We start from the raw sequence: 15,842 nt of genomic DNA, 5'->3' as shown, positions 1-15,842 counted from the left end.
CCTTCATTTAGTAAATTCTGCAGCAATTCGGCCCGGGTGTGTGACCGACCCGACCGGTGTGTCAGTGGACACGAATTCGACATACGGCCGTCATCCTCTGTTTCCTTCCCGTAACTTTGAACGCTGCCCCGGGCGGCTGAGTGTCACGCGCCTGGCCGACTTGACTCGTGAGTGAGGAATGGTGCACGCCCGGTGACCGTGACGACTGCCGTGACGACCGAACTGCGACTGATCGATCTTGCCGAGATGGCGGAGGAGCCGGCGGCACCGGCACTGTTCCGCTCCTCGTCCGCACCGGTCCGCCGCACGCTGGTCGACATCCTCGACGCGACGGTCCGAGACCACGCGACGAGCCGCGCGATCGACACCGGGGCCACCACGCTGACCTATCGCGAGCTGGCCGACCAGGTCGAGGCGCTGCGCTCACGGCTGAGCGAGCACGGGATCGGCGTCGGCGACCGGGTCGGGGTCCGGGTCTCCTCCGGCACGGCGGACCTGTACCTGGCGATCCTCGGCGTGCTGGCGGCCGGCGCGGCGTACGTCCCGGTCGACGCGGACGACCCCGAGGAGCGCGCCGAGCTGGTCTTCGGCGAGGCCGACGTGTGCGCGGTCATCGGCGACGGCCTGAGCGTGACGCTGCGTGGTACCCCCTCCGGCCGTCCCGGACGGCCGGAGCCGGCCGACGACGCCTGGATCATCTTCACGTCCGGATCCACCGGTACGCCGAAGGGCGTGGCCGTGTCGCACGGCGCCGCCGCCGCTTTCGTCGACGCCGAGGCGCAGCTGTTCCTGGCCGGCGAAGCCGATGACGCCGGTGACACGAAGGACGCGGGTGACACCGGAGTCCAACCGAGCGACCGCGTCCTGGCCGGCCTGTCGGTCGCCTTCGACGCCTCCTGCGAGGAGATGTGGCTCGCGTGGCGGCACGGCGCCTGCCTGGTGCCGGCCGCGCGCTCGCTCGTGCGCAGCGGCGTCGATCTCGGCCCGTGGCTGGTCGAGCAGCGCATCACCGTCGTGTCCACGGTGCCGACCCTCGCCGCGCTGTGGCCGGCCGAGGCGCTCGACGACGTACGCCTGCTGATCTTTGGTGGTGAGGCCTGCCCGCCGGAGCTCGCGGAACGGCTGGCCGTCGAGGGACGCGAGGTCTGGAACACCTACGGCCCGACCGAGGCGACCGTGGTCGCCTGCGCCGCGCGGATGACCGGCGACGGACCGGTGCGTATCGGCCTGCCGCTGGCCGGCTGGGAGCTCGCGGTGATCGACCCGGCCGGCGAGCCGGTCGCGATGGGGGAGACCGGCGAGCTGGTCATCGGCGGCGTCGGCCTGGCCCGGTACCTCGACGCCGCGAAGGACGCCGAGAAGTTCGCGCCGCTGACCTCCCTCGGCTGGCAGCGCGCGTACCGCAGTGGCGACATCGTCCGCGCGGAGCCGGAGGGGCTGCTGTTCCTGGGCCGCGGCGACGAGCAGGTGAAACTCGGCGGGCGCCGGATCGAGCTGGGCGAGGTCGACGCCGCGCTGCAGGCGCTGCCCGACGTGGCCGGCGCGGCCGCCGCGGTGAAGCGGACCGCGGCCGGCAACCAGCTGCTGGTGGGCTACGTCGTGCCGCGCGAGGGCTTCGATGCCGCCGCCGCCGCGCTGCGCATCCGCGAGCAGCTTCCGGCCGCGCTCGTCCCGCTGCTGGCCGAGGTCGAGGCGCTTCCCACGCGTACGTCCGGGAAGGTGGACCGGGCGGCGCTGCCGTGGCCCCTGGCCACCGGCGGCGAGAACAACGCCGAGCTGACCGCCACGCAGGAGTGGCTCGCCGGCGGCTGGGAGCAGATTCTGGGCGTACGCCCGGCCGCGGCGGACGCCGATTTCTTCAGCAGCGGTGGCAGCAGCCTCAACGCGGCCCAGCTGGTGGCCTGGATCCGGCAGACGCACCCGCAGGTGTCGGTGGCCGGCGTCTACCAGAACCCCCGGCTGTCGGAGATGGCGGCCGTGCTCGACGCGCTGGACACGACGGCGACGGTCCGCCGCGAGGTCCGGCCCACCCCGCTGCGGACCGGGCTGTTCCAGGCCGTCCTGATGCTGCCGATGCTCGCGCTCGTCGGGCTGCGCTGGATCACCGTCCTCGCCGCCCTGGGCAACGTTCTGATCCCCTGGGCGCCGCAGGTCTCCTGGTGGTGGATCGCGGCCGCCTGGGTGCTGCTGTTCAGCTCGCCCGGGCGGATCGGGGTGGCGGCGGCCGGAGCGCGGTTGCTGCTTCGCGGCGTGGGCCCGGGCGACTACCCGCGTGGCGGCCAGGTCCACCTGCGGCTGTGGGCGGCCGAGCGGCTGGCCGAGCTGACCGGCGCGACCGGCGTCGCCGGGGCGGGCTGGATGATCACGTACGCGCGGGCACTCGGCGCGCAGGTCGGCAAGGACGTCGACCTGCACTCGGCGCCGCCGGTCACCGGCCTGCTGAAGCTGGGCCGCGGCGTGGCGATCGAGCCCGAGGTCGACCTGTCCGGCTACTGGGTCGACGGCGACGTCGTCCGGATCGGCAAGGTGCGGATCGGCGCGGGCAGCCGGGTCGGTTCCCGCAGCACGCTGATGCCCGGCGCCCGGATCGGCAAGGGCGCGAAGATCGCCGCCGGGTCGACCGTCTCCGGCGCGGTGCCGGCGAACCAGCGCTGGGCGGGCTCGCCGGCGGTGCCCGCGGCCAAGGGCGCGGCCGATTGGCCGGCGCAGCGTCCCGAGCAACGGTCCCGGATCTGGGTGGCCTGGTACAGCCTGACCGCCCAGCTGCTCGGCGTCCTGCCGGTGGTCGCGGCGCTTCCGGCCCTCAAGCTGCTGACCGTCTCGGTTTTCCTGGTGCCGGCCGCGGCCGTCGCCTACTTCGTGACGTACGCCCTGCTCGTTCTGGGGGCGGTCCGCCTGCTCGGCGTCGGCCTCAAGGCCGGTTTCCATCCCGTACGGGGGAGAGTGGCGTGGCAGGTGTGGACGACCGAGCGCCTGATGGGGATGGCCCGGTTCGCCCTCTTCCCGATGTACGCCAGCCTGTTCACGCCAGTCTGGCTGCGGCTGCTGGGCGCCAAGGTCGGCCGCGACGTAGAGGCCTCCACCGTGCTCGCGCTGCCGGCGATGACGACGGTCGCCGACGGCGCGTTCCTGGCCGACGACACGATGGTCGCCACGTACGAGCTGAGCCACGGCTGGCTGCGGGTGGCCCCGGCCCGGATCGGCAAGCAGGCCTTCCTCGGCAACTCCGGCATGGCGGCCCCCGGCCGGTCGGTGCCCAAACGGGGCCTGGTGGGCGTGCTCTCGTCGGCGCCGCGCAAGGCGAAGAAGGGCTCGTCGTGGCTCGGCTCGCCGCCGATGCCGCTGCGCCGCGCCGTCGAGGCCGGCGACACCAGCCGCACGTACCACCCGCCGCTGCGGCTCAAGCTGGCCCGGGCCGCGATCGAGCTGTGCCGGATCGTCCCGGTGATGCTGGCCGCCGCGCTGGCCGTCCTCGTCCTCGGCACGCTCGCCCGGGTCTGGGAGGTCGCCGGCGGCTGGGCGGCCGCGCTCGTCGCCGGGCCGGTGCTGCTGGTCGCGGCGATCGCCGCCGCGCTCGTCGCGACGGCCGCGAAGTGGCTGCTGGTGGGCCGGTTCCGGGTCACCGAGCGGGCGCTGTGGACGTCGTTCGTCTGGCGCAACGAGCTCGCCGACACGTTCGTCGAGGTGCTCGCCGCGCCATGGCTGTTCCGCTTCGCCACCGGCACGCCCCTGCTGAGCATGTGGCTGCGCACGCTCGGCGCGAAGATCGGCCGCGGTGCCTGGCTGGAGACCTTCTGGCTGCCGGAGTACGACCTGGTGCGGCTCGGGCCGGGCGCCACCGTCAACCGGGGCTGCGTGGTGCAGACCCACCTGTTTCATGATCGAATCATGAGCATGGACGAGGTGACTCTGGGCGCGGGCGCCACGCTCGGCCCGCACGGCATCGTGCTCCCCGGAGTGAGCATCGGCGCCCGCACCACCGTCGGGCCCGGGTCGCTGGTCACCCGCGGTGACGTCGTGCCCGAGGACAGCCGATGGCTCGGTAACCCGATCGCGAACTGGACATGACTCCGGGGGTGGGGCCGCTCGGCGCCACACCCGGTGCCGACTACTCGAACGACACGTACCTGCCCGCGCACGGCAACGGTGGGTACCGCGTCCTGCACTACGACCTGGACCTCGACTACCGCATCACGACCAACCGGCTGGCCGGCAAGGCGGTCGTCACGGCGCGGGCCGTCCAGTCGCTGTCCCGGTTCAGCCTCGACCTCGGCCGATTCCGGGTCCAGAGCGTCCGGGTGGACGGCCAGCCCGCGAAGTTCACGCATCGGGCCGGCAAGCTCCAGATCAAGCCGGAGCGGCCGGTCGCGTACGGCTCGGCCTTCAAGATCGAAATACGGTACGCCGGGACACCGGTGCCCATCTCCGGCCGGTGGGGCGACATCGGCTGGGACGAGCTGACCGACGGGGTGCTCGTCGCGAGCCAGCCGAACGGGGCGCCGTCCTGGTTCCCGTGCAACGACCGGCCCGACGACAAGGCCACCTACCTGGTGACGCTCACCGCGGCGTCGCCGTACACGGTGCTGGTCACCGGCGATCTCGTCTCCCGGCGCCGCGGGGCCGGCAACACCACCTGGGTGTACGAGCGGACCGAGCCCACCGCCGCGTACCTCATGAGCGTCCAGATCGGCCGGTACGAGACGGTCGACCTGGCCCCTGGTACGGGCGCCCGGCGGGTGAGGCAGCGGGCCGCGATCCCGCCCCGGCTGCGGGCCGTCTTCCGGCACGATTTCGCCCGGCACGGCGAGATCATGGCGGCCCTGGAGGGTCTGTTCGGGCCGTACCCGTTCCGCGAGTACGTCGTGGTGGTCGCCGACGACGACCTGGACGACCCGATCGAGGCCCAGGGCATGGCGATCTTCGGGCGCAACCATCTCGACGGGCTGCGCACCCACGAGCGGCTGGTCGCGCACGAGCTGGCCCACCAGTGGTTCGGCAACAGCCTGACGGTCGCGGACTGGCGGCACATCTGGCTCAACGAGGGCTTTGCCACGTACGCGGAATGGCTGTGGTCCGCGGCCTCGGGCGGCCCGTCGGCGGACGTCCTCGCGACCCAGTGGCACGCGCGGCTCGCGGCCCGGCCGGCCGACATCGTCGTCGCCAACCCGGGCGTCCATCGGATGTTCGACCCGCTGGTCTACAAGCGCGGCGCGCTGACGCTGCACGCCCTGCGCACGAGGGTCGGCGACGACGTGTTCTTCGCACTCCTGCGATCGTGGGTCGCCGAGCACCAGTATCAGACCGTGACGACCGACCAGTTCCGGGAGCACGCCCAGCGCTTCACCGCCCGGCCGCTGGACGACCTGTTCGCGGCGTGGCTCGATCGACGGCCGTTGCCGCCGCTGCCGCTCTTCTCCTGAGGCACCTCGCCTGGTGCATTGATCGGCCGTGACCGATAGCTTGTCTCCATGGCGCGGAAGCTGGCTCTGGCCCTGGTCCTTGTGGTGTCGACGTCGGTCGTGCTCGCGGGCACGCCCGCCGATGCCTCCTCATCCCCGGCGACGCCGGGCGCCGTCGGCGCGGGCGATCCCTACTACCCGCTGGACGGCAACGGCGGCTACGACGTCAAGCACTACGACCTGGCGATCAGGTACGCGCCGAGCTCGGACGCCCTGGCCGGGGTGGTGACGATCCGGGCGGTGGCGACGCAGCGGCTGTCGGCGTTCAACCTCGATCTCGACGGGCTGACGATCCGGTCGGTCACCGTGGACGGCCGGCCGGCGAAATGGTCGCGCGACGCCACCGAGCTGACCGTGACGCCGCGCCGGTCGCTGGGCAAGGGGCACGTCTTCGACACCAGGATCGTCTACGACGGCGTGCCCAAGGTGATCCGCGATCCGGACCTCGGCGACGGCGGCGCCTTCACCACCGACGACGGCGTCGTGATCCTCGGCGAGCCGGATGTCGCGCAGGCCTGGTTCCCGTCCAACGACCACCCGAGCGACAAGGCGTCGTTCTCGATCGCACTGACGGTTCCGAAGGATCTGCAGGCGATCTCCAACGGCGTTCCGGCCGGGCGCTCGACCGCCCGGGGCTGGTCGACCTGGCGCTGGGAGCAGCGCGAGCCGATGGCGACGTACCTGGCGATGGCGGCGATCGGCAAGTTCGACGTGACGTCGTACCGGAAAAATGGGATCCAGTTCCTGGACGCGATCGACCCGGCGCTGCCGGCGGAGACCTATGCCCGGGTGGCCAAGTCGTTCGCCCGCGAGCCCGAGATCCTGCGGTTCCTGTCCGGCTGCTTCGGCCCGTACCCGTTCCGCGGGGCCGGCGGCATCGTGGACGCCGACGGCGAGTGGGACTACGCGCTGGAGAACCAGGGCCGCCCGATCTACACCCCGCAGGACTTCGACACCCAGGAGGACGGCGACAGCGTCGTGGTCCACGAGCTGGCACATCAGTGGTACGGGGACAGCGTCGCGCTGGAACGCTGGCGGGGGATCTGGCTGAACGAGGGCTTCGCGTCGTACGCCGAGTGGCTCTGGAGCGAGCACGAGGGCCTGGAGACCGCGCAGCAGATCTTCGACCGGCGGTACGCGACCCCGGCCACCTCGTCGCTGTGGAAGTCGAAGGTCGCCGACCCCGGCCCGCCCAACCTCTTCATCGGCGCCGTCTACAACCGCGGCGCGATGACGCTGCACGCGCTGCGGCTGACCGTCGGCGACCAGAAGTTCTTCCGCATCCTGCGCTCGTGGGCCCAGATCCACCGCAACGGCAACGTGACCACGGAGGAGTTCATCGCCCTCGCCGAGCACATCTCGGGCCGCGACCTCGGCGCCTTGTTCACGGCCTGGCTCTACACCCCGTCGAAGCCGGCCCTCCCGGTGGCTACGAGCCGTGCCGGGTGAGCGAGCCCCACTGCCGTCAACGTGAGCTGACAGGAGCGCCGGGTCGCGCCGCGACAGCCACGGCGCGGCGCGGCCCTCGCCGGTTGGGGCGGCTGCCGATCAGTCGGCAGGCGAGGTAGATGGCGAACGAGATGGTGGTGACGTAGGGGCTGATCGGGATGCTGCTGCCGAGGGACAGCAGGATGCCGCCGACCACGGAACATACGGCGAACACCACGCTGAGCAGGGTGACCAGGCGTGGGGCCGCGGTGACGCGCATGGCGGCCGCGGCCGGTGTGCACATGATGCTGAGCACGAGCAGGGCGCCGACGATCTGGATGGACATCGCGACGGCCAACCCGAGCAGGAGCATGAAAGCCGGCGAGAGGACATCGACCGGCACGCCGCGGGCGGCGGCCACCTCGGGATCGGTGCTGGCGAAGGTGAGCGGGCGCCAGATCAGCGCCAGGCCGAGCAGGACGAAGGCCGATGTTCCGAGCAGCCAGGACAGCTGCGGGGTGTCGACCGCGACGATCTGTCCGGTCAGCAGACCGAATTTGTTGGCCGATCGTCCCTTGTACAGGGAAAGGAAGAGCACGCCCAGGCCGAGGCCGAACGGCATCAGCACGCCGATGATCGAGTTGCGGTCGCGGGCCCGGCTGCCCAGCGCGCCGATCGTCAGGGCCGCGATGAGCGATCCGGTCAGCGATCCGGCGACGACATTGACGCCGAGCAGCAGGGCGGCCGAGGCGCCGGCGAAGGAGAGTTCGCTGATGCCGTGCACCGCGAAGGGCAGGTCCCGCATCATGACGAAGGTGCTGATGAGGCCGCCGACGACACCGAGGATGAGGCCGGCGAGGATGGAGTTGTGCACCAGCGAGAGCAACTGGCCGTAATCGGTGAAGTCGAAGATCCGATGCCAGACGGTCATGGCGCACCCAGCGCGTAGTTGGTCTCGTGGCCCTCGTGCCCGCTCATCTCCGGCAGGCCGGCAACCAGGATCCGGCCGTGGGAACGGATCACCTCGACCGGGGTCCGGTACATCTCGCTCAGCGTCGACGAGTTGAGGACCTCGTCGACCGTGCCGGCGCGGAATTGCCCGCCGGCGAGGTAGAGGACGCGGTCGGCGTACGGGAGCACGGGGTTGATCTCATGGGTGACGAACAGGACGGCAGTGTCGCCGGTGCGCCGGGACTGGTCCACCAGCGCCGTCGTGGCGCTCTGGCTCTGCGGGTCGAGCGACAGCAGCGGTTCGTCGCACAACAGCAACCTGGGGCCGGCGACCAGGGCCTGCGCGATGCGTACCCGTTGCTGCTCGCCGCCGGAGAGCAGGCCGACCGGCCGGTCCGCGTAGCCGGCCGCGCCGACCCGGTCGAGGAGTGCGTCGATCCGGCGGCGTCGGCCGGGGTTCGGCCACCCGATGCCCCAGCGGTGACCGTCCAGACCCAGACCGACCAGGTCGCGGGCGCGTAGAGGGGTGAGCGGGTCCACGCGACGCTGCTGCGGCACATAGCCGATCTCCCCGCTGCCCCGGCGCGCCGGACGCCCGGCGATGGCGACCGTGCCGCTGGTCAGGCGCTGCTCGCCCAGGATGACCCGCAGGAGGCTGGTCTTGCCGGACCCGTTGGCGCCGAGCACGGCCACGAACTCGCCCGGCTCGACGAGCAGGTTCAGGTGAGACCAGAGGCGGCGCGCGCCGAAACTGAGCGAGGCGTCATGGATCTTGAGGGTTGGCGACGACATGTCGACCTATCCGAGTGCCGTCTGGATCGCCGTCAGGTTGCCGCTCATCCAGCTCACGTAGTCCTTGCCGGCCGGCAAGGTCTCGGTGACCGGGACGACCGAGATCTTGGCGGCCGCCGCGGCGTCCTTGACCTTCTCCGTCTCCGGGCCCGAAGTCTGTTCGTTGTAGGCGAGCAGCGACACCTTCCTCCGCGAGAACAGGTCGAGGGTTTCGGAGAGCACGCTCGCGGACACGTCGGTGCCCTCCTCGATCGCCTCGCTGAACTCGGCCGGCGTCTTGTTCACCAGCCCGCACGCCTCGAGCAGGTACAGCGGCACCGGCTCGGTGATCGCAGCGCCCGCACCCGTGTGCGCGGCCTTGATCGACGCCTCGGTGCCCTCCAGATGCTTCAGCTTCTCGGTGAACGCGGCGCCACCCGCCTGGAACGCGGACGCGCCCGCCGGATCCTTGGCCGACAACGTGGTCACCAACTCGGCCACGAACTTCTCCATGGTCGGGAAGTCGTACCAGACATGTTCGTTGAGTTCGCCGCCGGCCGGCGCCTTCTTGCCGGAGATGTCGACGACGTTGAGCACGGTCACCTTGCTGTTGTTCGCCGCCTTCAGCATGGTGTCCACAAAGTCGTCGTAACCGCCCCCGTTCTCGATCACCACATCGGCTTTGGACAGCTGCAGCTGCGTGCGGCTGTTCGCCTCGTAGGAGTGCGGATCCGCGTCGGGGTCGCTGATTATCGACGTCACCTCCACCTTGTCACCGGCGATCTGCTCGACCACATCGCCGTAGACGTTCGTCGACGCCACCACCGAGAGTGACGTGCCGCCGCCGGAACTGGCGCCGACCGACCCCGGGCTACCGTCCGCCGAGGACCCGCAGGCCGACGCGGCCATCACCAACGACAGCGCGCCTATGGCCCACAGGCCGGTACTCCGACGCGTCAACACCATGCTCACTCCTTGTGACGACTTTTGGAAATGAATTCCATGTCGGTTAGACCGTAGGGTTCACCGCGTCCGCCGCGCAAGCCACGGGAAGTAATTCTCGTCACGAGCGCCATAATGCAGCGAGAAATGGCTGCGTGTCGAAAGGCAAGCATGCTGTGGAATGCACATTTACATATGCTGGTTCCGCTATACCGATCAGTCCGCCACCTATTGTCATCTGCCTATTGGACGATATTGGTGAGGACGATTACCGTTCCGCCTGTACGCGGCGTTGTGTGGCGCGCGGGAAGGGGAGGGGTGGTCCGCGACCTGACCATCGACCAGGGTGTTTCACGGGTGCGAGCGCTCCGGGTCGGCACCAGGCTGAGGGAAGTCCTGGAAGCAGCGGATCCGCCGGCCGGATCCGCGGCCCCTCCGTGCTGGGTTCCGAGAGAGGCAGTGCCCGACATGACCACGCTCGATCAGCAAGCCGGCGTCGTCCGGCCGTTCACCGTACAGATCTCCGATGAGGCGCTCGACGATCTGCGGCGCCGCCTGACCGCGACACGCTGGCCGAGCAGGGAGCTCGCCGACGACCGCAAGCAGGGGGTGCAGCTGGCCACGTTGCAGGCGCTGCGCCAGTACTGGGCGACCGACTACGACGGACGGCGGGTCGAATCCCGGCTGAACGCGCTGCCGCAGTTCACCACCGAGATCGACGGCGTGGACATCCACTTCGTGCACGTCCGGTCCCCGCACGAGGACGCGCTTCCGCTGATCATGACGCACGGCTGGCCGGGCTCGGTCATCGAGATGCTCGACTCCGTCGGCCCGCTCACCGATCCCACCGCGCACGGCGGCACCGCCGCGGACGCGTTCCACCTCGTGCTGCCGTCGCTGCCCGGGTACGGCTTCTCGGCCGAGCCGACCGAGACCGGGTGGGACCTCGCCCGGACCGCGCGGGCCTGGGCGGAGCTCATGCGCCGGCTCGGCTACGACCGCTACGTGGCCCAGGGCGGCGACGTCGGCGCCGGCGTCACCGACGCGATCGGGCGGATCGGCCCCGACGGGCTGGTCGGAATCCACACCAACCTGCTCGTGCCGGCGCTGAACGACCCGGCGGCGCTGCCGAACGACGGGGACGCGGAACGCGCGGCGCTCGCCGCGATCAAGACCTTCCAGTCCACCGGGAACGGCTACTTCGTGGAGATGGCGACCCGGCCGCAGACGATCGGGTACGCGCTGCTGGACTCGCCGGCCGCGCTCGCCGCCTGGATGATCGACCACGACACCGACGCGTACTACAAGATCGCCAGCGCGTTCGTCGACGACAAGCCCTCGGGCAACCTCACCCGCGACCACATTCTCGACAACGTCACGGCCTACTGGCTGACCGGTACGGCCGCGTCCGCGGCCCGGTCCTACTGGGAGGCCTACGGCGCGGACGCGCCCACCGCCGGCAGCCCGCCGCTTCCGGACCCCCGCGTCCCGGTCGGCTTCAGCGCGTTCCCCGGCGAGATCTGGGTGACTCCGCGCAGCTGGGCCGAGGCGTCTTACCCCACGCTCAACTACTTCGGCCAGGCCGCGCGGGGCGGCCACTTCGCCGCCTGGGAGGAGCCGGAGCTGTTCGCGGCGGAGCTCAGGGCCGCGTTCCGCTCGCTGCGCTGACCGGATCCCAGTCGTCCGGCTCGGTGATCGGTGTGCCGTAGCCGGGCCGGTGCGACTGGTCGATGCCGTGCTCGTCCCACGTGTACAGGTGCAGCGAGAGCCCGTCGGGGTCGTCGAAGACCAGCAACCAGCCGATGGACGCCTCGATGAGCGGGGAGTGCTTCACGTCGAGGCTGTCCAGGTGGGACGCCCAGGCCGCCAGATCGTCGCGGCCGCGCACGGCGAAGCTGACCGGGTCGAAGCCCCGGTTGCCCTCGACCGCGGCCGGATTCACCCGGAACGTGGCGAGCGTGGGGGAGAGCCCGGGGATGCGGCCGCCCGGCTCTTCGTCGAGCAGGGGTACGTCGCCACCACGATCCGCGAGATCGCCCGGGCGGCCGGGGTCGGCGAGCGCACGGTGTACGCCGCCTTTCCCGGCAAGGCCGACCTCTTCCGGCATGCCCTCGACGTGGCGACCGTCGGCGACGAAGAGCCCGTGGCCGTCGCGGAAAGGCCGGAGATCATTGATGCGTACGCCCGAACCGATCCGCACGAAGCGATCGGCCGGACCATCGACTACACAGTGGCGCTGCTCGAGCGGGCCGGCGACCTGATCATGGTGACCGTCCAGGCCGCCGACGCCGACGCGGACATGCGCGCCGCCGCCGACGCCGGCTCGCGCGCCACCCGGGACTTCTGGCTCACCCTCACCCAGACACTGCGCGATCGAGGGGCGCTGCGCACCGGCCTGACCGCGCAGACCGCCGCGGACATCCTCTACGCCCTGGCCTCGCCGCACACCCACCAACTGCTCAGACGGCACTGCGGCTGGACGCGGCAGCGCTACCAGGCGTGGCTGACGGAAACGGCCACGCAGCAGCTAATCGGCGGCGACTGAGGGCAGTGCCGCGCCGAGCCGGTCGGTGGCTTCGGCCAGGTCGGCCGGCGCGAGATGGGAGAAGCTGAGCCGGATGCGGTCGTCGCCCCCGACGCCGTCGACGTAGAACCGCGGGCCGGGAACGAAGGACGTGCCTCGCCGCTCGGCCTCGGCCAGCAGCCCGGTCGCGCTGACGCCGGGCGGCAGCGGCAGCCACAGGAACCACCCGCCGCCTGGAGCCGAGGCCGGCAGGTACGCGCGCACGGCCGAGACCAGGGCGTCACGCTGCGCGCGGTACTCGGCGCGTACCGCCGCGATATGCCGTTGATAGGCCCCGGACGCGCCGAAGCAGGACATGGTGGTGGCGACCGAGTGGTTGACGCCCCCGCCGCTGTGCACGTAGCCCAGCGTGGCCAGCCGGGTGATCAGCGCGGGGTCGGCGTTGATCCAGCCCAGGCGCAGGCCGGGCGCGACGGTCTTGGCGAAGCTGCCCAGCCGGACGACGCCGTCGCCGCCGGACAGTTGCCACAGCGACGGCGGGGCGTCGCCCTCGTAGCACAACTCGCGGTAGGTGTCGTCCTCGAGCAGCGTGAGGCCGGTCCGCTGGGCCAGCGCCACCAGGGCGCGGCGCCGATCGGGCGGCAGGCTCCGGCCGGTCGGGTTGGCGAACGTCGGCACCAGGTAGAGCAACGGAACGCGACGTCCCTCGAGCATCGCGGCCAGGGCGTCGGGGTCGACACCGTCCTCGTCGGCGGGAGCCCGCAGGACCGTGGCGCCGGTGTCGGCGAAGATCTGGAACGCCAGGTAGTACGTGGGCGAGTCGACCAGGATCACGTCGCCCGGGCCGGCCAGCAGCGAGGCCACCAGCGCCATCCCGTGCGAGGCGCCGGCGGTGACGAAAAGTTGATCGGTCGCGGAGGGGAGGTGAGCGGCCAGCCACTCCAGCAGCGGCGCGGGCCCGGTGGCGTATCCGTACGTCAATTGCCGCCAGCCGAACTCCCGGGACGCCGCGGCCGACGCTCGAGCCCACTCCTCGACGGGCAGCAGGCCGGGGCGCGGATGCCCCCAACTCAGGTCGAGAATGCCGGGGCGATGCTCGAACTGGATCATCGGCGCCAGACTTTGGGGGTCGCGGGTGAGCGGCGTCACACCCTAACATTGCCCTACCGAGCGGGCGCGACAGGCGGGCATGGGCCCACTTTTGGGAGCGCTCCCACAGGAGGACCGGTGCGCTACGGACACTTCGACGACGAGCGGCGCGAGTACGTCATCGACCGCCCCGACACGCCACTGCCCTGGATCAACTACCTGGGCACCGAGGCGTACTTCGGCATCGTCTCCAACACCGCGGGCGGGTATTCGTTCTACCGCGACGCCAAGCTGCGCCGCCTGACCCGCTACCGCTACAACAACGCGCCGTTCGACGTCGGCGGCCGCTACCTGTACGTGCGGGACGACGCCACCGGTGACTTCTGGTCACCGTCGTGGCAGCCGACGCGCGGCCGGCTGGACGAGTACGAGTGCCGACACGGCCTGTCGTACACCCGGATCGCCTCGGCCCGCGACGGGATCCGGTCCGAGACGCTCTACTACGTGCCGCTCGGCGAGACCCTCGAGGTGTGGCGGGTCCGGGTCACCAACGAGCGCGACACGGCGGCGGAGCTCTCGCTCTTCTCCTCGGTCGAGTTCTGCCTCTGGGACGCGCAGGACGACGCCACGAACTTCCAGCGCAACTTCTCCACCGGACAGGTCGAGGTGGCCGACGGGGTGATCTACCACAAGACCGAGTACCGGGAGCGGCGCGACCACTTCGCCTATTTCGCCTGCTCGGAGCCGCTCGCCGGGTTCGACACCCAGCGCGAGATGTTCCTCGGCGCCTACCGCGGCTGGGACCAGCCGGCGGCGGTCGAGCGCGGCGCCTCCTTCGACTCGGTCGCGCACGGCTGGGCGCCGATGGGCAGCCATCACGTGCGCCTCGGCCTGGCGCCGGGGGAGAGCCGCGAGGTCAACTTCGTGCTCGGGTACGCGGAGAACCCGCGCGACGAGAAGTTCGACCCGCGCGGGTCGCAGACGCTCAACAAACGGCACGTACGCCCGGTCATCGAGCGCTGGCTGCAGCCCTCGACCGTGGCGGAGGGGTTCGCGGCGCTCGGCGCGTACTGGGACCGGCTGCTCGGTGGGCTGAACGTGACGACCCCGGACGCGGACACCGACCGGATGGTCAACGTCTGGAACGCGTACCAGTGCATGGTGACCTTCAACATGAGCCGGTCGGCGTCCTTCTACGAATCCGGGATCGGCCGCGGCATGGGTTTCCGCGACTCGAACCAGGACCTGCTCGGCTTCGTCCACATGATTCCGGAGCGCGCCCGCGAGCGGATCCTGGACATCGCGTCCACCCAGATGGCGACCGGCGGGGCGTACCACCAGTACCAGCCGCTGACCAAGCGCGGGAACAACGACATCGGCGAGGGCTTCAACGACGACCCGCTGTGGCTGGTGCTCGGCGTCACCGCGTACGTCAAGGAGACCGGCGACGAGACGATCCTGGACGAGCCGGTGCCCTTCGACAACGCGCCCGGCACTGAAGTGTCGTTGTACGAGCACTTGCGGCGTTCGCTGCGCTACACCCAGGAGCGGCTCGGCCCGCACGGCCTGCCGTTGATCGGGCGGGCCGATTGGAATGACTGTCTTAACCTCAACTGTTTTTCCGATACGCCCGGAGAACCATTCCAGACCACCGAGAACGTCAGCGGGGGCACGGCCGAGTCGGTCTTCATCGCCGGCCAGTTCGTGCTGGCCGCCAAGGAGCTGGCCGCGCTGGCCGAGCTGCGCGGGCTGGGCCCGGAGGCGGCCGAGTACCGGGCCGCCGCCGAGAAGATGACCGGCGTCATCATCGAGCACGGCTGGGACGGCGCCTGGTTCCGGCGGGCGTACGACTTCCACGGCAACCCGGTCGGCTCCAGCGAGGCCGACGAGGGACAGATCTTCATCGAGCCGCAGGGCATGTGCGTGCTGGGCGGGGTCGGCCTCGACGACGGGCTCGCCGCCCAGGCGCTGCGCAGCGTGGCCGAGCGGCTGGCCACCCCGCACGGCATCATCCTGCAGCAGCCCGCGTACTCGTCCTATCGGATCGAGCTGGGCGAGATCTCCTCCTACCCGCCTGGCTACAAGGAGAACGCCGGCATCTTCTGCCACACCAACCCGTGGATCATGATCGCCGAGGCGATGGTGGGCAACGGCGACCGCGCCTTCGACTACTACCGGCGGATCAACCCGTCGGTCCGGGAGGAGATCAGCGAGCTGCACCGCTGCGAGCCGTACGTCTACGCGCAGATGATCGCCGGGCGGGACGCGCCCACCCACGGCGAGGCCAAGAACTCCTGGCTCACGGGCACCGCGGCCTGGAACTTCGTCGCGATCACGCAGTGGATCCTCGGCATCCGGCCGGAGCTGACGGGCCTGCGCGTCGACCCCGTGCTGCCGGCGGCCTGGCCCGGATTCCGGGTCACCCGGGCCTTCCGCGAAGCCACCTACGAGATCACCGTACGGAAGGAAGCCGGAGCGACCGGTCGAGTCGCCTATCTGATCGTGGACGGCGAACGAGTGGACGGCACGGTCGTGCCCCTCGCCCCGCCCGGTACGGTGGTCAGAGTGGAGGCCGTCACCGAGGGGTGATCGACGGCACGCCCGTGATCGGCCTCACTGCATTGACACGATCTTGCGGCCAGTATCAGATATGCCGTTACACACGGGGACGAACAACG

11 protein-coding genes are annotated in these 15,842 nt (G+C 70.9%); 6 read left to right on the top strand and 5 right to left on the bottom strand.

Annotated features, from left to right (window positions below; genetic code table 11):
• Positions 1-246: 246 nt before the first annotated feature.
• Genes A3CQ_RS0103795 through A3CQ_RS0103785 form a run of 3 tightly spaced genes read left to right on the top strand, consistent with a single transcriptional unit; the run spans position 247 to position 6,908 of the window.
• Positions 247-4,068, top strand: coding sequence for a Pls/PosA family non-ribosomal peptide synthetase (locus A3CQ_RS0103795; RefSeq protein WP_051115162.1), 3,822 nt, complete (start codon positions 247-249; stop codon positions 4,066-4,068).
• Positions 4,065-5,420, top strand: coding sequence for a M1 family metallopeptidase (locus tag A3CQ_RS0103790; RefSeq protein ID WP_040431287.1), 1,356 nt, complete (start codon positions 4,065-4,067; stop codon positions 5,418-5,420). Before A3CQ_RS0103795 ends, A3CQ_RS0103790 begins: the two co-directional genes overlap by 4 nt.
• Positions 5,421-5,468: 48 nt before the next feature.
• Positions 5,469-6,908 carry a M1 family metallopeptidase gene (locus A3CQ_RS0103785; RefSeq protein ID WP_020509581.1) on the top strand — a complete coding sequence of 480 codons (1,440 nt, stop codon included), beginning with the start codon at positions 5,469-5,471 and terminating at the stop codon, positions 6,906-6,908.
• 16 nt (positions 6,909-6,924) lie between these two features.
• On the opposite strand, the gene A3CQ_RS0103780 is transcribed toward A3CQ_RS0103785, so the two are convergent.
• From A3CQ_RS0103780 to A3CQ_RS0103770, 3 genes are read right to left on the bottom strand one after another with little or no spacing between them, the layout of a single operon-like run.
• Complete coding sequence (locus tag A3CQ_RS0103780) at positions 6,925-7,818, bottom strand: metal ABC transporter permease (RefSeq protein WP_020509580.1); 894 nt, start codon at positions 7,816-7,818, stop codon at positions 6,925-6,927.
• Entirely contained in the window at positions 7,815-8,630 is an 816-nt protein-coding gene (locus tag A3CQ_RS51365; protein WP_020509579.1) for a metal ABC transporter ATP-binding protein, read from the bottom strand. The genes A3CQ_RS0103780 and A3CQ_RS51365 overlap by 4 nt, the downstream gene beginning before the upstream one ends.
• A gap of 6 nt (positions 8,631-8,636) precedes the next feature.
• A complete protein-coding gene (locus A3CQ_RS0103770; protein ID WP_051115128.1) occupies positions 8,637-9,575 on the bottom strand; it encodes a metal ABC transporter solute-binding protein, Zn/Mn family in 939 nt (312 codons plus the stop codon).
• A gap of 444 nt (positions 9,576-10,019) precedes the next feature.
• Here A3CQ_RS0103770 and A3CQ_RS0103765 point away from each other — a divergent pair, with 444 nt between their 5' ends.
• Complete coding sequence (locus A3CQ_RS0103765; RefSeq protein ID WP_020509577.1) at positions 10,020-11,219, top strand: epoxide hydrolase family protein; 1,200 nt, start codon at positions 10,020-10,022, stop codon at positions 11,217-11,219.
• Here the strand turns inward: A3CQ_RS0103765 and A3CQ_RS62505 are convergent.
• Positions 11,191-11,658, bottom strand: a complete 468-nt coding sequence (locus tag A3CQ_RS62505; RefSeq protein ID WP_020509576.1) for a VOC family protein — start codon at positions 11,656-11,658, stop codon at positions 11,191-11,193. The two genes, A3CQ_RS0103765 and A3CQ_RS62505, sit on opposite strands and share 29 nt — an antisense overlap.
• On the opposite strand from A3CQ_RS62505, the gene A3CQ_RS62500 reads away from it, so the two are divergent.
• A complete protein-coding gene (locus A3CQ_RS62500; protein WP_369076486.1) occupies positions 11,575-12,096 on the top strand; it encodes a TetR/AcrR family transcriptional regulator in 522 nt (173 codons plus the stop codon). The genes A3CQ_RS62505 and A3CQ_RS62500 overlap by 84 nt on opposite strands.
• Here A3CQ_RS62500 and A3CQ_RS0103750 read toward each other — a convergent pair.
• Positions 12,079-13,185: an aminotransferase-like domain-containing protein gene (locus A3CQ_RS0103750; protein WP_020509574.1), complete on the bottom strand. Its 1,107-nt coding sequence runs from the start codon at positions 13,183-13,185 to the stop codon at positions 12,079-12,081. The genes A3CQ_RS62500 and A3CQ_RS0103750 overlap by 18 nt on opposite strands.
• Positions 13,186-13,302: 117 nt before the next feature.
• Here A3CQ_RS0103750 and A3CQ_RS0103745 point away from each other — a divergent pair, with 117 nt between their 5' ends.
• A complete protein-coding gene (locus tag A3CQ_RS0103745) occupies positions 13,303-15,753 on the top strand; it encodes a glycoside hydrolase family 94 protein (protein ID WP_020509573.1) in 2,451 nt (816 codons plus the stop codon).
• The last annotated feature ends 89 nt before the right edge of the window (positions 15,754-15,842 follow it).

Source organism: Paractinoplanes globisporus DSM 43857 (genome assembly GCF_000379645.1).
Taxonomy (GTDB): domain Bacteria; phylum Actinomycetota; class Actinomycetes; order Mycobacteriales; family Micromonosporaceae; genus Actinoplanes; species Actinoplanes globisporus.
The sequence above is the reverse complement of the archived record's forward strand: the minus strand, read 5'-3'. Positions and strand labels throughout refer to the sequence as shown.